Here is a 21,129-nt window from a genome sequence, read left to right as displayed (position 1 = left end):
ATAAATAGCTACAACTACATACCGTCTAATACACAGACGAATTCTTGCTCTGGCAAATACTGCGCAATGATTCCTTTGAGTTTCACCAGCTCCAATGGTTTAGCTAAAAATCCGTCCATCCCTGCGGCAAGGCATTCATTTTCACTATGCTCAAATGCATTAGCAGTCAACGCGATTATCGGTAAGGCGCGTGTTTTGGCTTGGCTACGCAAAATCCGCGTCGCAGTCAGCCCGTCCATTTCTGGCATTTGCCAATCCATCAACACCAAATCAAATGCTTGCTCGTTCGCCGCGGCAACTGCGGCATGACCGTTGGTCACCAGCACCACATCACAACCCAACTTAGTTAAAAACGCGGCGACAACGCGCTGATTAATCAAATTATCTTCGGCAACCAACACTTTCCCGCTATAGCGGGTGCCGGCCGATACGTTTTCCGGCGGCTTAGACAGATGCGCTCCAACCCCAAGCAAACTCGCCACGGCGTTGAGTAACTGCCGTTCAGACAAAGCCACTTTGCATAAGAATTTTTGTTTGGCAGTCAAAACTAAATCTTCAGGCTGCTGCCATGCCAAGAGCAATATCGGCAGATTACGCTGCGCTAGCTCGGCGCTAATTTGATCTTCGCAAATGATTAAATCAGGCTGCTGCTCCGCTGCTCGCCATTCGGTGCTGATGTGCAAACCAGCTGCATTCAAGCAGGGCAAGACCATTTTAGCCACCCCATCTTGCGGCCCTGACCACAACACACGCTGCTGATCCAACCCGGCTTGCGCCAAAACACGCGGCTTGGTGAAATGTTGGCGCGGCAAACTGACGACAAATTTGGAACCTTTGCCAAGTTCAGAGCGAACTTCAATCTCTCCTTGCATCAATTCCAACAACGATTTGGTAATCGCAAGACCTAAGCCGGTGCCCCCATAGCGACGTGTCGCGCCAGTTTCGGCCTGATAAAAACGCTGAAATAAGTGCTGTGAACTGCCACGATCCAACCCTATCCCAGTATCTTCTACCGAAATGCGAATATGCTCGGCATCGCAATCGGCCACAATGTGCACACCGCCCACTTCGGTAAACTTGATCGCATTCGAAATCAAATTAATCAATACCTGCTTGAGCCGTAAAGCATCACCAATATACCAAGCAGGCAAATCAGCCGCTAATTCCAGTACCAAATTCAAACGTGCCTCAACCGCCTTGGACGCCATCACCGAAGCCGCTTCCTCGATCAAATGCGCCAACTCAAACGGCGCTTTAATCAACTCGAGCTTGCCTGCTTCAATCTTCGAAAAATCCAGTAAATCATTGACTAGCAGCACCAGCGAATCACCAGACTTGCGCACATTGCTGACGTATTCGCTTTGCTCGGCATTGAGTGGTGTATTACCCAACAATTGTACAAAACCCAAAATCCCATTCAGCGGCGTGCGGATTTCGTGGCTCATCGTCGCCAAGAAATTGGATTTGGCGTAGCTCGCTGCTTCCGCGGCATCACGCGCCATCGCCAATGAATTACTTTGCTGCAAGAGGCGCTCATTGGCTTGCCGCAGTTCTTCTTGAACTTGCTTGGCACGAATCAACTGCGACACAATCGCCGCAAACAGTTTCATCACTTCACGTTGATACGGCATTAAACTGCGACGATGCAAGAAGTTATCCGCCGCCATCCAACCGAGCAAAGTATTATCAGCATACAAAGCCACCAAGGAATTCCAACCGCGACCGACAACGACCTTATTGTAATAAATCGCCGCGTCTTCTTTGACCATCACCTCGCCGGGCTTCGCTAAGGCATCGCGAAAAATTTGATGCGGTGGCGTCACGGTGCGATACCAATACTCATTGGTCAGATCACCATTCACATCCGTACCGTAGGTGCCGCACATTTCATTGGTGTTTAAATCAGCAGTAAACAAGCCTAAGCGATCAATCCCCAAATCGGTAATCGCCGACTGAACCACATCATGGTACAGCGCATCTAAGCTCGTTGTTTGTGTTAAGCGTAAGGTGACCTGATGCAGTTTTTGCAATAACTCGCGGTATTCTTCGGCACGCTGCAAACTTTGTTGCATCCGGCGTGTCATTTCATCACGCTCGATATCGTGGCCATACAATAAAGCGCCGATCCGTTCTTTTAGCATTCCCGACAGCGCTTCGCATTCAATGCGAAAGGCTGCAGTATCCAAATAGGCTTGCAGGCGCTGCACATCGCTCAACTCTACATACAGCATCGCTTGCGTGCAGTCTTGGTCGAGCAAAGGCAAAATCAAACGGTATAAAGGAACCACATCCTCATCAGGCACATCCCAGATTTCCTGCATTTGGTAGCTAACAGGACGCACCGACACCGCTGGCTCGCGCATTTGCCAAGCGAGTTCTTCCACTGGTACGCCAAAAAATCCTGACGGGTGTTGTGGCTCGGCAAATGCAAGTGCCCGCTGCCCCACCACCGCTTCGGCATAAATCGCAACGGATGCCGGGCTCTCACTGGGTAAAACCAAGTACGCTCTTTTTGCGGCAAAGGAATCTCGAACTGCAGCCACTAAGGTCGATGCAAATTGGTCCCAAGTCTCGGCGTCGAGCAAAGCGGGCAAACACAACACGGAATCTAATTGCATATATTAAAACCTTGTTTTGAATTACTTAGACCAACAACGAGCACAACGAGCGAGTGAGTTATAATGAACAACTATTTTTTTGAATTTTTTTGCCATGACCAAACCTGCTGCTCGCCCCAACCCGATTACCACCATAGAATCACTCGACCACGAGGGGCACGGTGTTGCCCGTTTCGAAGGGAAAACCATCTTTATCGATGGCGCACTTCCCTTTGAAACCGTTTCATTTAGCAGTTATCGCAAAAAACCGACCTTTGAGAATGCGCAAGCTATCATAATCCATAATGAAAGCTTTATGCGTGTGAAGCCCAAATGTCCGCATTTTGGTGTCTGTGGTGGGTGCTCAATGCAACACATGGAGTTCGGCGCGCAGGTGGCCGCCAAACAGCGAATTTTAGAAGACAATCTACAGCGCATTGGCAAGGTCACTGCCCAAGCGATGTTGCCTGCGATTTACGGCACACCTTGGGGCTATCGCTCACGTGGGCGACTCTCGGCGCGCTACGTAGCGAAAAAAGAAAAAGTTCTGGTTGGCTTTCATGAGCGCCGCTCGGGCTTTATTGCCGACATGAGCGAATGCCATGTGCTGCCGAAATCGATGTCGGATCAATTGCTACCTCTACGAGAATTAATTTCGTCACTGTCGATTGTGAATGACATGCCGCAAATTGAGCTCGCAGTCGGAGAAAACATCACCGTATTGGTGTTCCGTATCATGACCGAGATTAGCGACAACGATGCTGCGCTATTCAAAGCGTATGCCGATCAGTGGAAAGTCCAAATTTGGCTACAGCCGAAAGGCCCGGACAGCGCCTATCCGTTCTACCCGCTCGACGCCCCGGCACTCACCTATTCCCTACCGGAATTTGGCATCGAAATGCCATTCAAGCCAACCGAATTCACCCAAGTCAATTACGGCATCAACCGAGTAATGGTCGAGCGCGCGATGAAATTACTCGACCCACAAGAAGGTGAAATCATCGCCGACATGTTCTGTGGTCTCGGTAATTTCACGCTACCGATTGCACGTAGCGGCGCCAAAGTACTCGGTATGGAAGGCAGTCAACAATTGGTCGAACGCGCTTTAGAAGGCGCAAAACACAATAAACTCGATCACCTAACCAGCTACGAAATCGCCAACCTGTTTGAAATGACCGAAGAGTGGCTCAATAAACTCGGCAAATTCGACAAAATGCTAATCGACCCACCGCGTGATGGTGCAATGGCTTTGTGTAATTCGATCAGCATTGAACATGGCCCCAAACGGATTGTGTATGTGTCCTGTAGCCCAGCCACCTTGGCGCGCGACGCGGATATCCTGGTCAACATTAAGGGGTATACACTCAAAAACGCCGGTGTGATTAACATGTTCCCACATACTGCCCATGTAGAAAGCATTGCTTGGTTTGAAAAAGAATAAAACACAATTGAACAAGTCAACAAAAAAGCGCCAGTTTGATGCTGGCGCTTTTTTCTTTTATTCCGACCCAATTTACAAATGATAATCGCCCATCGCTTCAGGCTGGCGTAACACATCCACAATCCGCAACCGAATCAGGCGCCCTCCTGGCACTTGCCAATCAATCGACTGACCAATCGATAAGCCCAGCAGCGCGCTACCTACCGGCAGCAAAATCGAAATCGTGCCCGTTTCTCCAGCTCGATCCGGATAGACCAAGGTCAATTCGTAATCGGCCTGTGTGGCCTCTTCGACGAAACGCACCGTTGAATTCATCGTTACCAAATCGGCAGGAATTTGCGTTGGTTCAACGACATCAGCGCGATCTAACTCACGCCGCAACGCATCAATGTGGGGCAGGTTTTGGTTTTCAATCTGCGCGATGATTTGCTCTAAGCGCGATAAATCCAAGCTTGAAATCGTGATTCTGGGTAAGTTTTCCATCCCTATTCCTTTTTGTATGCCCAAGAAATTCAATCCACATCAGCAGCTTAACAAAACCAAAGGTGTTGAATCTGCGACACATTCCTAAGCCGTGATCGTTACTATTTCACTTGGGCAACATCGCAAACGATGCTATGTCTCTAGCATTTTTCTGCTGCGGGTGTTGTATTTGCCAAATCAAAGTGATTTCAGCTAAGCTGACAGACGAAGTCTGGCCCACGGCAGGCCACTGCGCTCGCCGTGTTTAAGCCACTAGTTTGCTGAGGTTCATCATGAATTTACAACGATTTTTTTGTGCTGCTGGCTTAGCATTGCTCAGTCAACTTACCAACGCCAGTGCCACCGCCCCAGCAGATGCTAGACAATTCCCCGCCAAAGATGCTTATGGCTGCGTCGGTGAAGAAGGCTATTCGTGGTGCGTCAAGCTAAAACAATGCGTACGGCCTAGCAAAGTATTAATTGAAAATAATCTGGAACTAACAGCAGAAAATTTTCATGAATTTTGCCAAAATAAACCGCAGTAAATCACCCCACCTGATTAGTTGATTAATCCTATGAAAAACTTAATTGCAACAGCCTTATTACTTTTCTCTGCTGTGGCGTTTGCCCACAGCGATACACCGCTCAAAGCAGAACACGGCGGCACGATCAAAGAAGCCGCGGCGGGTCACCAGCTTGAAATTGCCTACTCAGCGACTGCCCTCTCGCTCTATATCAAAGATCATGACGGCAATAAACTCAGTAGCGACGGCGCAACGGCAGAACTCATCATTCAACAGAATAATGCCAATACCCGCGTCCAGCTCAAACCCAGCGGTGGTAATGCATTGAGCCTGAAAGGGGATTTTGCCAATTTATCGGGTGCAGTGGTTATTGTGAAATACACGCTGAAAGGCGAAAAACTTGAACAAGCACGCCTCACGCTAAAATAAACACTTCGTTTCAATTTCAAGATTGATAAGCGAACTCAGTCCCCCACTTTGGGGGCTGAGTTCAGTTTTATTTGCTGCGGCTTTAAGTAACAAATTACGCTTCTCAACACTTCTTGCCACCCCAAATCCTTTCAAACTCAATCTGCACAGCATAGCCAGCAACTCTCGATTTTCGGTTACAATCGTGAACTTTATCGAACCATAAAATTCAGGCAGGAGAACATCGATGTCAATGGCAGATCGCGACGGCGTTATTTGGTATGACGGCAAATTGGTACCTTGGCGCGAAGCCACGACCCACGTGCTCACGCATACTTTGCATTATGGTATGGGTGTTTTTGAAGGCGTTCGCGCTTACGAAACCAGCACTGGCCCAGCGATTTTCCGCCTGCAAGACCACACTAATCGTTTGTTCAACTCTGCCAAAATTTTGAATATGGTATTGCCATTTTCAAAAGAAGAAATCAACGCGGCGCACGTTGCGGTGATCAAAGAAAACGGCCTGAAATCATGCTATATGCGCCCAATGGCGTTTTATGGTTCGGAAAAACTCGGTATCGCACCACCGAAAAAAGACGTGCACATCATCGTTGCCGCTTGGCCGTGGGGCGCTTACCTTGGCGAAGACGGTTTGGCCAAAGGCATTCGCGTGAAAACGTCGAGCTTCTCACGTCACCACGTCAACGTGACAATGTGCAAAGCCAAAGCCAACGGCAATTACATGAACTCGATCATGGCGCACGACGAAGCCGCCGCTGACGGCTACGACGAAGCGCTATTACTTGACGTCGATGGTTTTGTCGCAGAAGGCTCAGGCGAAAATATTTTCGTCGTTCGCAATGGCAAAATCTACACGCCTGATTTGACCTCATGCTTGGACGGGATTACCCGCAACACGATTTTCCAAATCGCCACTGAAATGGGCTTGCAAGTGATCGAAAAACGCATCACGCGTGATGAAGTGTATTTGGCTGATGAGGCATTCTTCACGGGTACTGCTGCAGAAGTCACGCCAATTCGCGAACTGGACAACCGCACCATCGGTTGCGGCAGCCGCGGTGTGATTACCACTGAAATCCAAAAACGCTACTTCGACATCGTGCAAGGCCGCGATGCGAGCCGCGCAGCTTGGTTGACCGCCTGCTAATTGAGAATGAATGTCGGGTTGTGCGCTGCTCAACCCGAGCTATCTATTTTATTTGGAGTTGAAACATGAGCTCAAAAGACGCACAAAAAGAAATCAACGTTGGCGCCAAAGACATGCCTTTGCACTGTCCAATGCCAGACATGGTGAGCTGGAATTCACATCCACGCGTATTTTTAGACGTTGCCAAAACTGGTTCAGCGCAATGTCCCTACTGCGGCACGGTGTATAAGCTGAAAGCCGGCGAAGTAATTAAGGGACATTAATATACCCCTTTAAAATAAAGCGGCCTATGCGCCGCTTTTGTCGTTTTTTGCTGATTAAAAATCGCTACAGATTACAGCGCTGTATTGAGAGATTGATTTGAAACGCATTCTGATTGTCGCGCCCGCTTGGGTCGGCGACGCCATCATGGCGCAACCCTTGTATGCACGAATCAAAGCCCGCCATCCTGATGCGATCATTGATGTGTTGGCGCCAGCATGGACTCGCCCACTGCACGCGCGGATGGCGGAAATCAACGAGCTGATCGACGCACCGTTTGCGCATGGACAATTGAAATTGCGCGAACGCTGGAAGCTTGGCCGCCAGCTCAAAGCGCGCGGCTACGATCAAGTGATTGTACTGCCCAATTCGCTCAAATCCGCGCTGGTACCGCTTTTTGCAGGCATTCCACAGCGTACGGGCTGGCTCGGCGAAATGCGTTACGGCCTACTGAATGACGCACGCATTCTCGATCCAATTGCACTACCGCAAATGGCGCAACGCTTTTATGCACTGGGCGCTGATGACGGCGTGCCATTAACGCAAGCAATGCCATTTCCAGTCTTGACGATCAATCCAAATGAGCGCGCCGCGACAGTTAATAAATTAGGTTTATCAACCGACACGCCGATTGTGGCGATTTGCCCCGGCGCCGAATACGGCCCCGCCAAGCGCTGGCCTGCCAAACATGTGGCAACATTGGCCAATGAATTGATTGATGAAGGCAAGCAGGTTTGGTTGTTCGGCTCGAATAAAGACGCTGAAATCTGCGCCGAAATTCGCGAACTGGCACCACAGGTGCTCGATCTGGCCGGGAAAACCAGCCTCGCCGAAGCAATTGACTTAATGTCGCTCGCAGCCAATGTGGTGTGCAATGATTCAGGCTTGATGCACGTCGCCGCAGCGCTGCAGCGTCCACTAGTCGCCGTGTTTGGCTCTAGCTCGCCAACATTTACACCGCCGCTGGCGATCAAAGCCAAAATTGTCACGCTGGATTTGGAGTGTAGCCCTTGTTTTGAGCGCGTCTGCCCGCTCGGCCATATGAATTGCCTGAACAAACTCGATCCAGAACGCGTTTATACCGCACTCAATAAATTAAATACCTAGGAAACCATGATGGAATTTCTTGATCTTGCCCCGATTGCTGGCGTCAATGGCAGCGTCGCCCTGCCCGGCTCAAAAAGCATTTCAAATCGTACCTTGCTATTGGCTGCACTTTGCAGCGGCTCAACCAAAGTACTCGGACTATTAGCATCGGACGACACACAGCGCATGCTCGAAGCACTCGATGCGCTCGGCGTCAAAGTCGAGCAAATCGGCGACAGCCGTGATTTTATCGTGCACGGCTGCGGCGGTGAATTCCCCGTCAAGCAAGCCGATTTATTCCTCGGCAATGCGGGAACGGCTTTCCGTCCACTCACTGCTGCGCTGGCTTTTGCTGGCGGCAATTACCGCCTTTCTGGCGTACCTCGCATGCACGAGCGCCCGATTGGCGATTTGGTGACTGGCCTGCAGCAAGCCGGTTGCGAAATTGAATACTTGGGCAACGATGGCTTCCCGCCGCTGCGCATTCGCCCCGGCAGCATCAAGAGCGACCGCATTGCAGTGAAGGGTAATGTCTCCAGCCAATTCCTAACTGGGCTATTGATGGCAATACCCCTGACTCAACGTGATATGACGATTGATGTCGTTGGCGAATTGATCTCAAAACCCTATATCGAAATCACGCTCAACCTGATGGCGAAATTTGGCCTGAAAGTCGAGCGCAAAAGCTGGAACGAGTTTTTCATCCCCGGCGGCCAAAGCTACACCAGCCCAGCAGAAATCCACGTTGAAGGCGACGCATCAAGCGCATCGTACTTCCTAGCCGCAGGCGCAATCGGCGGCGGCGTGGTGCGCGTTGAAGGCGTTGGCGCTGCCAGTATTCAGGGCGACAAACGCTTTGCCGACACGCTCGAGCAAATGGGCGCGCAAATCACCTGGGGTGACAACTGGATTGAAGCTGCCCCACCGGCCAGCGGCCAACTCACCGCGATTGACGTCGATCTGAACCACATTCCCGATGCGGCAATGACGATTGCGATTGCCGCGCTTTACGCTAACGGTACGACAACGATTCGCAATATCGAAAGCTGGCGTGTCAAAGAAACCGACCGTCTTTCGGCGATGGCCACCGAATTGCGCAAAGTTGGCGCAACAGTCGTTGAAGGCCAAGATTGGATTTCGGTCACGCCGCCAGCAACGCTCACCGCCAACGCCGAAATCGACACCTACGACGACCACCGCATGGCGATGTGTTTTTCACTCGTGGCGATCAAAGGCGTACCCGTACGCATCAACGATCCAAAATGCACCGCTAAAACTTTCCCAACGTATTTTGAAGAATTGGCACGGATTGCGGTTTAAACATCGCGCGTCAAAACAAAAAAGCCGCACATTGTGCGGCTTTATTTTTAAATACATAGCAATGTATAGCCATGCAAGCAATGTTCTTTATGATCTACAATCAAATACATAGAGCCGTAGGATGGATTAGCCTTTAGGCGTAACCCGCCAATCAAATTCGCAATAACTGCCAAATCCGCGCGGGTTGATAAAACTAACCCGCCCAACTAGGCTAATTTGCACAAATAAGAGCATTCGTGAACGGTAAAAAATGAAAAAAATAATTGTTTTTATTGGCTCTATTTTTATTATTGTTTTTTGCCTAGCTACATGTGGCAATACAGAGAAAAAATGGCAAGAAGAAGTTTTACTTGGAAATGGTCAGAAAATGTGGGTTGAACGCACAGCAAAATTTTCCTCGGGCGGCGAGCTGGGAGGTCCTGGGAGCCTAGATGATTTAATGTCCACGCTCACCGTGATTTCTAAGCTTGATGTCCAGCCTCCACCTGTGTGGAGAGGGTCTGAGCTCTCGCCAATATTGCTTGATTATGACCGTGACGAAAAATCATGGGTGCTATTGGCGACTTACTACATGTGTGATGTTTGGGAAAAAATTGGTAAACCTGTTCCACCTTATGTGCAATACAAGTCAGTGAATAATAGCTGGGTCAGAATACCATTTGATAAAAAATGGCTGGGTACGTCAGCAAATTTGACTGCGGGCATAGTTAGAAACGAGCGGGATGTAGTGACGGCTGAGTACAAGGTTTTGTTTGATGCAGGGTCTGGCGAAAAATACAGGAAAATTGTTGATTTTAGTAAATGTGAATAACTTTTTCTGTATCACGCGTTAAAAAGCATGCCAATCTTTATTGCGCACGCGAACCACGTGCCCATCCCTCCCAATAGTACGAACCACATTCTATGCACAAATCCCTGCGGGATTCTCACCACTACTCCGCCTCAAAATCCAACGCCACCGAATTAATACAATAACGCTCACCCGTCGGCTCAGGGCCATCAGGGAAGACGTGACCGAGATGCGCGTCGCATTGCGTACAGCGCACTTCAACGCGTTCCATGCCGTGGCTGCGGTCAACAATACGCGTGATGCCTGATTCATCGGCAGCAAGGAAAAAACTCGGCCAGCCGCAGCCAGCGTCAAATTGCGTGGATGATTCAAACAACAGACTACCGCAGCAAATGCAGTGGTATTTGCCTGCTGCGCGGTTTTGATAATATTGACCGGTAAACGGCCGCTCTGTGCCACTTTGTCGTGTCACATAGTAGGCTTCAGGTGACAGCATCGCACGCCACTCTGCATCGGTTTTAACGATTTTATCCATCATTCATTCCTCAAAATCATCTACAGCCTTTACTGAAGCTGCTACCATCAAAGTATCCGAGCCCTTGATGAGCTAGCCATCATGTTTTATATACAACGCAATGCTGCGGGTGAAATTTTATCGCTCGCCAAAGAGTCTAACCCTGAGCATATCGAAGCCATCGACCCCAATCATCCCGAAGTACTACATTTCTTGTCGCAATCGGGTGAGGTCTTTAACCAGCTCGATACCAGCTTAATTCGCGTAATTGAAGATTTGGTTGATGTCTTGATCGATAAAAATCTGCTGCGCCTAACCGATCTGCCGCTACCCGCACAAGAAAAACTGCTCTCGCGTAAAAAGGTACGTAGCTCGCTGAAAAATTCGCTCAATATTTTAGTAGATAACGATCAGGGCCTGATTTAGGCCCCGATGGTTTATTTTTTTTCGCTGCTGGTACTGAATTGATAGCGATCATGCACCAGTGGCTCATCCAAATTCGCATCGCTTAAAGTCACGCCTTGCTTGGCTGCGCGCGCTTTAACATCCTCACGGCACTTCGCGTCCGTTGGTGCTGCTGCACCATACAAGACCTTGCCACACTCAGCCAAAACCTCAGCGAATTGCGCTGGCGGCATATTCAACAGTGGATTTTGATACTTTGGGTCGGTCGACGCTGATTCCACCTGTGGTGCGCTGGTTTGCTGCGGAGTTGACTCACCACAGGCGACCAAAAGCACACTCAAGCCCAATGCCACACAACGCATTCCGTATTTCATCGCCTCATCCTTTTTTATTTAATTTGAGACGATAATGTACCTGAATTTTCAGTGCGCAGGCAGCCTTGCACAGGTGATGTGATTCACCAGCTACAGCAAAAAGAACAGGATTAGATTACATTTTTGATAGGCAATAAAAAACGACTTGGCTTACGCGAAGTCGTCATCTATTTATTTTTGGCGTCCCCACGGGGAATCGAACCCCGGCCGCCGCCGTGAAAGGGCAGTGTTCTAACCGCTAAACTATAGGGACTGTGTATTACAAAGTACAGTGTGAAATTGGTGCGCCCGGAGCGATTCGAACGCCCGACCCTCTGGTTCGTAGCCAGATACTCTATCCAACTGAGCTACGGGCGCACTGTATTTCAAACTTTAAAACTGACCAACTCGACAGCTGGCGTCTCCACGGGGATTCGAACCCCGGTCGCCGCCGTGAAAGGGCAGTGTCCTAGGCCTCTAGACGATGGAGACTTTAGGTATTACGCTTTATTTGTATGGTGCGCCCGGAGCGATTCGAACGCCCGACCCTCTGGTTCGTAGCCAGATACTCTATCCAACTGAGCTACGGGCGCATCTTACAAAAAAAGTTCCTGGCGGAGACGAAGGGATTCGAACCCTTGATACAGATTACTCCGTATGTCGCCTTAGCAGGGCGGTGATTTCAGCCACTCATCCACGTCTCCGTTCAGGGAGACCGAATAATATACACACTATCGGCCTCCGTCAACACCTTAATTTCAATAAATCTGACAAGGTGTTGATTTAAAACTACTGATTCGCTTAGGCAACGCGGTCGAGGCCGAATGCTTTGTGCAACACACGTACTGCCAACTCCAAGTACTTCTCATCCAATACCACTGAAATTTTGATTTCAGAGGTTGAGATCATTTGGATGTTAATCCCTTCTTCGGCCAAAGTACGGAACATCGTCGCTGCAACACCCACATGCGAGCGCATGCCAACACCAACAATCGATACTTTACAAATCTTGTCGTCGCCAGATACTGACTTGCCACCGATTTGTGCTTGTACGCCTTCTAATACTTTCACAGTCCGCGCTAATTCGCCTTTCGGTACGGTGAACGAGAAGTCGGTCGTGCCGTCTTGACCCACATTCTGGATAATCATATCAACATCGATATTCGCATCCGCAATTGGACCGAGGATTTGGTAAGCGATACCTGGCTTATCAGGTACACCAATCACATTAACACGGGCTTCATCGCGATTAAATGCGATGCCGGAGATGACGGGTTTTTCCACGGTAGAGTCTTCCTCAAAAGTAATCAAGGTGCCCTCGCCTTCTTCTTGGAAGGACGACAACACGCGCAATTTCACATTGTATTTACCTGCAAACTCAACCGAGCGAATTTGCAAAATTTTCGAACCCAAGCTGGCCATTTCCAGCATTTCTTCGAAGGTAATCGTTTTTAGCTTTTTCGCTTCCGGCACAACACGAGGGTCGGTCGTATAAACGCCATCCACATCGGTGTAAATTTGACATTCATCGGCTTTTAAAGCCGCCGCCAACGCTACGCCTGAAGTATCTGAGCCACCACGTCCCAAGGTGGTGATATTGCCATTGGCATCAACCCCTTGGAAACCTGCAACGACCACCACTTTACCCGCGCTCAAATCAGCGCGCATATTCGCGTCATCGATATGTTGAATACGTGCTTTGGTATGCGAACTGTCAGTCAGAATTTTGACTTGACCACCGGTATACGATACAGCTTCAATACCGAGTTCTTTCAGTGCCATCACCAGCAAGCCAATCGTGACTTGCTCGCCCGTTGAGACGATGACGTCCAACTCACGCGGATCTGGATTTGCTTGAATTTCTTTAGCGAGGCCAATCAAACGATTGGTTTCACCCGACATAGCAGACAACACAACCACGAGGTCATGTCCTTGCGCTTTATGTTTGGCGACGCGGCGAGCCACATTTTTAATTCGGTCGGTACTACCCACCGATGTGCCACCGTATTTCTGGACGATCAATGCCATGATTCAACCTGCAGGGCGGGATTAAAATAAACGGAGTAATTGTAAATGAAGCCCTCCTACTTGGGGAGAGTCAATTGAATTGATTTATGAAGATTTTATTTTAAGTGCGATGATAATTACAATTTCACCATCAAATACAACAAGCTAAAGAAATCAGACAAGTCAATAATCAGGTATTTCAATACACAAATGGCGAGATAATCCAGACTGCACTTTATACCAGTTGAACCGGCACTCTGGTGGCTAGAGCGCACATCAATTCATAGCTAATCGTACCTGCTGCTTTCGCCACATCATCAATAGATAATTGTGAACCCCATAATTCAACCTGACTACCTAGCCGCGCTGCTGGACAGTCAGTTAAATCGATACACAACATATCCATCGAAACACGCCCTACTAAGCGAGAACGTTGTCCATCAACCACGACGGGCGTACCCGTCGGGGCATGCCGTGGATATCCATCGGCATAACCACACGCCACGACCCCTACCCGCATCGGATGCGGAGCAAGAAACGTCGCTCCGTAGCCCACGGCGTCACCAGCTTGTAACTCTTGGATAGCGATCACTTCAGAACGTAAAGTCATCACTGGGTGTAAACCAAGGCTTTCCGCAGTTCGATCAGCAAATGGAGATGATCCATACAGCGCAATCCCCGGTCTTACCCAGTCACCGTTCGTTTCGGGATAGGCAAAGATAGCGGCGGAATTAGCCGTCGAGATGGGCAGATTTAAGCCTTGCGCAGCGGCACAAAAGCGCGCCCACTGACTGTTAATACCGACTGCAGGCTCATCGGCCGTCGCAAAATGCGTCATTAGGGTCACATCAACGACATTCGCGCAGCGGCTTAATCGTTCAACCCATTGCGCTGCGGATTCTGCCGCAAAGCCCAAACGATTCATGCCTGTATTAAGTTTGAGAAAAACATGCAATGGCCGCACCAGCTGCGCTTGCTCTAACCATTGAATATGCTCAGGGCTGTGTACGGCAATACTCAGATTATGCTGCGCACAATCGAGCAATTCATCAGGACAAAATACCCCTTCTAGTAACAAAATGGTTTGTTGCAAACCACTGGCTCGCATTGCAATCGCAGCGTCTAATTCAAGAATCGCAAACCCGTCTGCCGCAGGCAGCGCAGCGATCACTCGTTGCAAACCATGCCCGTAACCATTGGCTTTTACTACCGCAAAAACCCGCGCCCCCAGAGCGCGCTGCTGAATTAATTGGTAATTGTGCGCCAATGCTGCGGCATTGACTAAGGCTTCGATTGGACGAGACATTGCTGGAATCTACTAAGAAATGACAAGGGCTTATTTCGACTTCCGACGATTACGGAAATACCACACAACCACACACAATACGACAAGCGCAGCAAAGACAAAAATCGCCGTTTGACCACGCGATAACCACGTAATCATCCATTCGTGATTTTCCGCGCCGTAATAACCCAAATAAATCCAGACTGGCACACTAATTAAGGCAGCCAAACCATCTAGCAATAAAAAGCGCACATAAGTCACGCGCCGCGACATGCCTGCGCTCATATAAATCGGGGCGCGTAAACCTGGCAAAAACCGCGCCACAAATAAAACGCGATTGCCATACCGCTCAAATTTATCCTGTACTGCGACATAACGTTCTGGGGTCATCATGCGCGCAAAATAACGGTGCTCCAGTAAGCGCGGCCCATAATAACGCCCTGCCAAGAACATACAACTATCGCCGATCAGTACACCCAACATCCCAACCAGCACCATCGTATGCACGTGCGCATAGCCCAAACCAGAAATGACGCCACCCGCCACCAACGTAATATCTTCTGGAATCGGTACACCAAAACCACAAATCAATAGCACGAAAAATACGGCTGCATAACCGTAGTCAGTAAATATCGATATCAGAAAATCCAGAATATCCATTGCAGCACTCGGGCTTTTGAATTTTGACGCGAGGATAATACCACGCAAAACATTGTGCTTATGCGTCACGATCACGCCAAGCCATGTAGTTTTGTCATATTTTGGTGATATAAATTCAAAATCAATGCAATAAAGTGCTGGTGCAAAGCTTTAGGGCAGGCGTGCCACGGCAGAGCTTGCCAATATGTACAGCACGACAACACTTGTTAGAACATATTTGCTGATCGACTTCACAACTCAAAGGCAGGCGGAATGGACAGGGGGTTTTTTAGAATTTTAGGGGCGCAATTTTTTTCCGCCCTAGCAGATAATGCTTTGTTTTTCGCCGCTTTTGCCCTATTGAAAGAGCGCCAAGCTCCCGAATGGCATTTATCAATGCTGCTCTGGTGCTTCACCGTCTCGTATGTTGTGATTGCCCCTTATGCCGGATCATTTGCCGATTCAATGCACAAAGGTCAAGCCATGATGCTGTGTAATGGCATCAAACTCATCGGCTGTCTGGGTATGTTATTTGGCCTGCCACCCATCTTAGCGTATGCGATTGTTGGCTTTGGCGCTGCCGCCTATTCACCTGCGAAATACGGCATCATCACTGAATATCTACCGCACGAAAAGCTAGTCGAAGCCAACGGTTGGCTCGAAGGCGCAACTGTTTTTGCAATTATCCTTGGCACGATAATCGGAGGGTATCTCTCTGGAGAATCTGTAAAAAATTGGCTAGAAAGCAATACCCATCAATATCAAATCGGTAGTGCACAATTTGCGATTGTGATCATTACGCTGTTCTACATTCTTGCCGCCATCATCAATAGTCAAATCCCCAAACTAAACACTCGACTAAAACCTTTCCACCTAAATCCGATTCATCAAGCAAAAGAATTTTCTTGGTGCTTAAAGCGACTCTGGCGCGATCCGCAAGGCCAAGCCTCATTAGCCATCACCACCCTGTTTTGGGGAGCGGGGGCGACGATGCGCTTAGTCGTTTTGAATTGGGCGATTTTATGGTTGGCGATTGATTTAGAAACGGCAACGCGATTGATTGCGATTGTGGCAGTAGGAATTGCCATCGGTGCGGTTATCGCAGGGCGTTGGATTCCGCTGACTAAGGCTTTTTCGGTCATGCCAGCCGGCATCGGCATGGGCATGCTAGTTATTTGTATGTTGTGGGTCAACCAAATCTCGGTTGCTGCGTTATTGATGCTATTGATTGGAGCGCTATCGGGCTTTTTCGTCGTACCACTGAACGCCATCTTGCAACATCGCGGTCATCAATTGATGGGCGCTGGGCATTCGATTGCAGTGCAGAACTTTAACGAAAATTTAGGTATTTTAATCATGGTCGGCATCCATGCTTTAATGGTTAAATACTTTAGTACGCCCTTACCCGCCAATAGTAGTGCATTATTAGAAATACAATACGCCGCGCACGGCATTCCTCCGATGCATTCGATTATTGTTGGGTTTGGCCTCGTTGTTGTTGTCTGTATGGCCACCATCATGCTGCGCTACCACTGCCAGTTAAAGCATCAAATTATGCCCGGCGACAAAATTTAAAAATTTAAGTTTGTCGTAACACGGTCACTTGCAGCCAATTTTACTGAACTTGAGCGCTATTGCTGCTTCGTTTTTTATTGAGTCAATGAATGAATAGATTAACCATCGCTAGTTTCACGTGCATTTGCCTAATGAGCTTAGTCGCTTGTAGCAAACCTTCTGACAGCAAAAAACCAAGCGCTGAAAAACGCCCAAGCAATGTGATTAGCACCCAAGTCAAAATGGGCGCTTTGCCGCATGAAATTAACGCCGTTGGCCATGCCGAAGCACTACAAACCGTGGAAGTGCGCCCACAAATTACCGCGCAAATTGCACAAATCCACTTCAAAGAAGGTGATCAAGTCAACGCAGGGCAATTGCTGTTTACGCTAGATGCCGATAAAGCCAAAAGCCAAGCCAGCCGTAGCTTAGCGCTCACTGAAAAAAGCAAGGCTGAATACGCCGAAGCGGTACGCAATCTCAAACGCACCGAAGAGCTCGCCGAAGCGGGTTTCGTCTCGCAATCGGCTGTTGACACGGCGCGCGCCAAAATGGGTAGCCTCCAAGCGCAAGTCGCCGCCGCCAAAGCCGATGAAAGCGCCAACGCGGTTGAACTCGCTTACACACAAATCAAAGCCCCGATTACTGGCCGCACCGGTACAGTCAGCCTCAAGCGCGGCAGCCTAGCGCAAGCGAATTCCAGCACGCCCTTAGTCGTCATCAGCCAAACGAATCCAATCCAAATCAGCTTTAACATCAATCAAAGTGACTTACCCGCCGTGCTCGCTGCGCAAAACCAAGGTCCAATCAAAGTAAGCAGCCAACTCCCTAATGGCGAGCTACGCACAGGTGAATTACTGTTCCTCGACAATACGGTGGATAAAGCCAGCGGTACTTTGCTCGCCAAAGCCAAGTTTGCTAACCAAGATCAGCAACTTTGGCCGGGGCTAAGCAGCAGCGTGACGATCAAACTTGCGGAACAAAAAGGATTAGTCGTGCCATTGCAAGCGGTACAAACTGGCCCAGAGCAACGTTTTGTCTACGTCATCGATCATAACCAGCAAGTCAAAGTGCAACCAATTACACTGATTCGCAGCCAAAACGATTTGGCCTTGATTGAAGGCGTCGCCGAAGGCACTCGGATTGTCAAAGAAGGCGGACAAAATCTTCGCCCTGGCGACAAGGTGGCGGAAGCGAGCAAAGCCAGTGCTGTGCAAGGATCGAAATAATGAGCCACGGGATTTCTTGGTGGGCGATTCATCGCCCAGTGGCGACGCTATTGCTGTGGATCGCCGTGATGGTCGCTGGCACGATTGCTTGGTTTCACTTGCCGATTGCCGCCCTGCCTACTTATGACACACCGACGATTAGTGTTTCTGCCAATTTAAGCGGGGCATCGCCCGAAACCATGGCCAATGCTGTTGCCACACCACTGGAGAAACAATTTTCGACGATTCCGGGCTTGGCGATGATGACATCGACCAGCCGATTGGGTAACACCAATATCACTTTGGAATTTTCGCCCAGCCGCGATATCGAGTCCGCCGCGGTCGATGTGCAAGCCGCGCTGTACCGCGCCAATCGTAGCTTACCATCGGATATGAAAAGTCCGCCCAGCTACCGCAAAGTGAATCCTTCGGATGCGCCAATTTTGATGCTCAGCATCAATTCACCTTCGTTGTCGCTATCAGAACTGAATGATTATTCTGACAACCTCATCGGCCCAGCACTATCGACCATTGATGGTGTTGCCCAAGTCACAGTGTACGGGCAAAAACGCTTTGCCGTTCGTGTCTCGGTTGACCCTGATCTACTCGCTGCGCGCGATTTATCTTTGCCCGAACTAGCCGCTGCGCTCAAAACAGCCAATGCCAATTCGCCTGTCGGTCAGCTCGAAGGTGAGCGACAAACTTTGATGCTGCAAGCCAATGAGCAGCTCAAAAATGCCGCCGAATTTAGCCGCTTGGTGATTGCCAATCGCAATGGGTTGCCCGTGCGCTTAGGCGATGTGGCCACAGTCGAAGATAGCGTAGAAAACATCAAGTCAGGCAGCTGGATCGACGGGCAACGCTCGATCATTTTGGCCATTTTGCGCCAACCTGGCGCCAATACGGTAGCAACGGTCGATGCGATAAACGCGATGCTGCCACGACTGATTGCACAGATGCCTGAATCAGTCGAAGTCAAAAAACTCAACGATAGATCAACCTCAATTCGCGAATCGATTCACGACGTCACGCTAACGCTCATTTTGACGATGGGCTTGGTCGTACTATCGGTCATGCTATTTTTGCGCCGCGCCGCCGCGACACTCATCCCCTCGGTATCGCTCCCTATCTCAATGCTGGCAACGTTTGCATTGATGTACTGGCTGGGGTATAGCCTTGATAATATCTCGCTGATGGGTTTAACCGTTGCCCTCGGTTTAGTCGTTGACGATGCAATTGTGGTGCTCGAAAACATCGTGCGCCATATCGAAGAAGGGATGAAACCATGGGATGCGGCGATTAAAGGCGCGGGCGAAGTCGCATTTACGGTTGTTTCAATTTCAATCTCATTGATCGCCGTTTTTATTCCCATTTTCTTTATGCCAGGAACAATAGGGCTGCTGTTTCACGAATTTGCCGTCGTCGTATCGTTGGCCGTATTGGTCTCGATGGCAGTGTCACTGACATTGATTCCACTGTTTGCCTCACGATTTTTAAAGCCAGAACCCGAAGCGCACACCCAAGCCGCTTGGAGCCGCTGGTTTGAAGCTGGATTTAATCGATTACTGAATGGCTATCAACGCAGCTTGGCGGTGGCTTTACGCCACCAACGTTGGATGCTATTGCTGACAATTGCGACTTTTGCTGCCACAGCGGCGCTCTATATCAACGCACCAAAAGGCTTTTTTCCGCAAGAAGACATCGGGCAAATTCAGGCGACAGTTGAAGCGGCACCCGATATTAGTTACCCCGCGCTCTTAGTGCTGCAGCAAAAAGTAGCGAAAGCAGTATTGGAAAATCCCAACGTGGCTACGGTGGCATCCAGCCTAGGTAGTAGTGGTAATGGCGGACGCTTGTTTATCACGCTCAAACCACGCAGCGAGCGCAAAAATATGGCGAAAACACTCGCAAGTTTGCGGCAAACCACCGGGAAAATCGCTGGCGTGAGTGTGTTTTATCGACCCACACAAAACTTGCAAATTGGTGGCCGCAGCGGGAAAAGTAGCTATCAATACACCCTGCAAGCAGTGAACTCGGATGACCTCGAAGCTTGGGCTGATAAATTGAAAGCAAACTTAGCCGCGCAGCCAATCTTTCGTGATGTGACATCGGATTCCGAGCAAAAAACACTGCAAGCCAAAATCAATATTGATCGCGATCGCGCCAGCGAGCTCGGCATCAATATGCAAAATCTGCGTGAAACGCTGTATGCCGCTTACGGAGAGCGTGAAGTCGCCACCATTTATGCGCCACAAGACAGTTATTCCGTACTGATGCAACTGAAAGACAGCGCACGTAGCGATGAAAACGCCCTCGCCCAGCTCAAAGTTCGTAGCAGCTCTGGCAATCTCGTTCCTTTGACTAGCTTTGCCAGCGTTGAACGCACGGCGGTCACGACCGCGATCAATCACCAAGGCCAATTACCCGCAATTACTTTGTCATTTAATTTGGCTGAAGGAGCGTCTTTGTCAGATGCAGCGCGTGAAATCAAGGCGGCAGAAAGCGCTATTAATTTACCCGGCTCCATTTTTGGCGCATTTGCCGGCGATGCGGCGCTGTATCAACAAACGCAAACTAGCCAGTTGTGGCTGATTTTAATCGCTGTTGCCGTCATTTATGTGGTGCTGGGCGTGCTTTATGAAAGCTGGATTCATCCAATTACGATTCTGGCTGGGATTCCATCGGCGGCGATTGGCGCACTACTGGCGCTGCAAATCACCGGCCTTGAGCTGACTTTTATTGCGATGATTGGGATTTTGCTACTGGTTGGCATCGTCAAGAAAAATGCAATTATGATGATTGACTTTGCACTTGAAGCACAGCGCAATCAAAACGTTAGCGCTCTTGAGGCAATCCGTGACGCCAGTGCGAAACGTTTTCGACCGATTATGATGACAACGCTCGCCGCATTAATGGGCGCTCTACCTTTGGCGCTGGGTTTGGGTGCAGGCGCAGAGCTAAGACAGCCACTCGGCGTGTCAATTGTCGGCGGGCTGATTTTCTCTCAATTAATTACACTGTACATCACACCGGTACTTTTTCTGACACTGGAAAAACTAGAAAACAGGGGTATATCCATAAAGCCAATACATTAAAAAGGCTATACA

The 21,129-nt window shown here is 49.4% G+C and carries 19 protein-coding genes and 5 tRNA genes; 12 read left to right on the top strand and 12 right to left on the bottom strand.

Annotated features, from left to right (window positions below; all coding sequences use genetic code 11):
* Positions 1 to 14: 14 nt before the first annotated feature.
* The gene (locus tag GM173_RS00220) at positions 15 to 2,618 is read right to left on the bottom strand and encodes a hybrid sensor histidine kinase/response regulator (RefSeq protein WP_203569327.1); all 2,604 of its coding nucleotides are present in this window, start codon (positions 2,616 to 2,618) and stop codon (positions 15 to 17) included.
* A 94-nt stretch (positions 2,619 to 2,712) separates the two neighbouring features.
* Here GM173_RS00220 and rlmD point away from each other — a divergent pair, with 94 nt between their 5' ends.
* The gene (gene rlmD, locus GM173_RS00215) at positions 2,713 to 4,038 is read left to right on the top strand and encodes a 23S rRNA (uracil(1939)-C(5))-methyltransferase RlmD (RefSeq protein ID WP_203569326.1); all 1,326 of its coding nucleotides are present in this window, start codon (positions 2,713 to 2,715) and stop codon (positions 4,036 to 4,038) included.
* A 72-nt stretch (positions 4,039 to 4,110) separates the two neighbouring features.
* Here rlmD and rnk read toward each other — a convergent pair whose 3' ends face one another.
* Entirely contained in the window at positions 4,111 to 4,521 is a 411-nt protein-coding gene (rnk, locus tag GM173_RS00210; RefSeq protein ID WP_203569325.1) for a nucleoside diphosphate kinase regulator, read from the bottom strand.
* Positions 4,522 to 4,793: 272 nt separating this feature from the next.
* Between rnk and GM173_RS00205 the strand changes: the two genes are divergently transcribed.
* The 7 genes from GM173_RS00205 to GM173_RS00175 all read left to right on the top strand — a co-directional run bounded on the left by GM173_RS00205 (position 4,794) and on the right by GM173_RS00175 (position 10,078).
* Positions 4,794 to 5,045 (top strand): hypothetical protein, encoded by a 252-nt coding sequence (locus GM173_RS00205; protein ID WP_203569324.1) that lies wholly within the window; start codon positions 4,794 to 4,796, stop codon positions 5,043 to 5,045.
* Positions 5,046 to 5,075: 30 nt separating this feature from the next.
* A complete protein-coding gene (locus tag GM173_RS00200) occupies positions 5,076 to 5,453 on the top strand; it encodes a hypothetical protein (RefSeq protein ID WP_203569323.1) in 378 nt (125 codons plus the stop codon).
* A gap of 226 nt (positions 5,454 to 5,679) precedes the next feature.
* Complete coding sequence (locus GM173_RS00195; RefSeq protein WP_203569322.1) at positions 5,680 to 6,600, top strand: branched-chain amino acid transaminase; 921 nt, start codon at positions 5,680 to 5,682, stop codon at positions 6,598 to 6,600.
* 65 nt (positions 6,601 to 6,665) lie between these two features.
* Positions 6,666 to 6,863, top strand: coding sequence for a zinc-finger domain-containing protein (locus GM173_RS00190; RefSeq protein WP_203569321.1), 198 nt, complete (start codon positions 6,666 to 6,668; stop codon positions 6,861 to 6,863).
* Between the two features lie 97 nt (positions 6,864 to 6,960).
* On the top strand, positions 6,961 to 7,968 hold the full coding sequence (gene waaF, locus GM173_RS00185) for a lipopolysaccharide heptosyltransferase II (protein WP_203569320.1): 1,008 nt from the start codon (positions 6,961 to 6,963) through the stop codon (positions 7,966 to 7,968).
* A 9-nt stretch (positions 7,969 to 7,977) separates the two neighbouring features.
* Positions 7,978 to 9,267: a 3-phosphoshikimate 1-carboxyvinyltransferase gene (gene aroA, locus GM173_RS00180; RefSeq protein WP_203569319.1), complete on the top strand. Its 1,290-nt coding sequence runs from the start codon at positions 7,978 to 7,980 to the stop codon at positions 9,265 to 9,267.
* A 250-nt stretch (positions 9,268 to 9,517) separates the two neighbouring features.
* Positions 9,518 to 10,078: a hypothetical protein gene (locus GM173_RS00175; RefSeq protein WP_203569318.1), complete on the top strand. Its 561-nt coding sequence runs from the start codon at positions 9,518 to 9,520 to the stop codon at positions 10,076 to 10,078.
* Positions 10,079 to 10,199: 121 nt separating this feature from the next.
* Here the strand turns inward: GM173_RS00175 and msrB are convergent, their stop codons facing one another.
* On the bottom strand, positions 10,200 to 10,592 hold the full coding sequence (gene msrB, locus GM173_RS00170; protein ID WP_308439560.1) for a peptide-methionine (R)-S-oxide reductase MsrB: 393 nt from the start codon (positions 10,590 to 10,592) through the stop codon (positions 10,200 to 10,202).
* A gap of 81 nt (positions 10,593 to 10,673) precedes the next feature.
* Between msrB and GM173_RS00165 the strand changes: the two genes are divergently transcribed.
* On the top strand, positions 10,674 to 10,997 hold the full coding sequence (locus tag GM173_RS00165) for a hypothetical protein (protein ID WP_203569316.1): 324 nt from the start codon (positions 10,674 to 10,676) through the stop codon (positions 10,995 to 10,997).
* Positions 10,998 to 11,008: 11 nt separating this feature from the next.
* Here GM173_RS00165 and GM173_RS00160 read toward each other — a convergent pair whose 3' ends face one another.
* From GM173_RS00160 to GM173_RS00120, 9 genes are all read right to left on the bottom strand, one after another.
* The gene (locus GM173_RS00160) at positions 11,009 to 11,350 is read right to left on the bottom strand and encodes a hypothetical protein (RefSeq protein WP_203569315.1); all 342 of its coding nucleotides are present in this window, start codon (positions 11,348 to 11,350) and stop codon (positions 11,009 to 11,011) included.
* A gap of 178 nt (positions 11,351 to 11,528) precedes the next feature.
* Positions 11,529 to 11,603, bottom strand: a tRNA-Glu gene (locus tag GM173_RS00155).
* A 27-nt stretch (positions 11,604 to 11,630) separates the two neighbouring features.
* Positions 11,631 to 11,707 (bottom strand) — tRNA-Arg (locus GM173_RS00150).
* A 38-nt stretch (positions 11,708 to 11,745) separates the two neighbouring features.
* A tRNA-Glu gene (locus tag GM173_RS00145) sits at positions 11,746 to 11,821 on the bottom strand.
* Positions 11,822 to 11,845: 24 nt separating this feature from the next.
* A tRNA-Arg gene (locus GM173_RS00140) sits at positions 11,846 to 11,922 on the bottom strand.
* Positions 11,923 to 11,941: 19 nt separating this feature from the next.
* A tRNA-Ser gene (locus GM173_RS00135) sits at positions 11,942 to 12,033 on the bottom strand.
* 97 nt (positions 12,034 to 12,130) lie between these two features.
* The gene (locus GM173_RS00130) at positions 12,131 to 13,357 is read right to left on the bottom strand and encodes an aspartate kinase (RefSeq protein ID WP_203569314.1); all 1,227 of its coding nucleotides are present in this window, start codon (positions 13,355 to 13,357) and stop codon (positions 12,131 to 12,133) included.
* A 214-nt stretch (positions 13,358 to 13,571) separates the two neighbouring features.
* The gene (alr, locus tag GM173_RS00125) at positions 13,572 to 14,642 is read right to left on the bottom strand and encodes an alanine racemase (protein WP_203569313.1); all 1,071 of its coding nucleotides are present in this window, start codon (positions 14,640 to 14,642) and stop codon (positions 13,572 to 13,574) included.
* 30 nt (positions 14,643 to 14,672) lie between these two features.
* On the bottom strand, positions 14,673 to 15,281 hold the full coding sequence (locus tag GM173_RS00120; RefSeq protein ID WP_203570319.1) for a DedA family protein: 609 nt from the start codon (positions 15,279 to 15,281) through the stop codon (positions 14,673 to 14,675).
* A gap of 252 nt (positions 15,282 to 15,533) precedes the next feature.
* Between GM173_RS00120 and lplT the strand changes: the two genes are divergently transcribed.
* The 3 genes from lplT (at position 15,534) to GM173_RS00105 (ending at position 21,117) form a co-directional block, all read left to right on the top strand.
* Positions 15,534 to 16,835: a lysophospholipid transporter LplT gene (gene lplT, locus GM173_RS00115; RefSeq protein WP_203569312.1), complete on the top strand. Its 1,302-nt coding sequence runs from the start codon at positions 15,534 to 15,536 to the stop codon at positions 16,833 to 16,835.
* A gap of 89 nt (positions 16,836 to 16,924) precedes the next feature.
* Positions 16,925 to 18,043, top strand: coding sequence for an efflux RND transporter periplasmic adaptor subunit (locus GM173_RS00110; RefSeq protein WP_203569311.1), 1,119 nt, complete (start codon positions 16,925 to 16,927; stop codon positions 18,041 to 18,043).
* Positions 18,043 to 21,117: an efflux RND transporter permease subunit gene (locus GM173_RS00105; protein ID WP_203569310.1), complete on the top strand. Its 3,075-nt coding sequence runs from the start codon at positions 18,043 to 18,045 to the stop codon at positions 21,115 to 21,117. The genes GM173_RS00110 and GM173_RS00105 overlap by 1 nt, the downstream gene beginning before the upstream one ends.
* Positions 21,118 to 21,129: the final 12 nt, after the last annotated feature.

This window comes from Deefgea chitinilytica, assembly GCF_016881405.1.
In the GTDB taxonomy this organism is placed as follows: Bacteria; Pseudomonadota; Gammaproteobacteria; order Burkholderiales; family Chitinibacteraceae; genus Deefgea; species Deefgea chitinilytica.
This window is presented reverse-complemented; position numbering and strand designations above follow the sequence as displayed.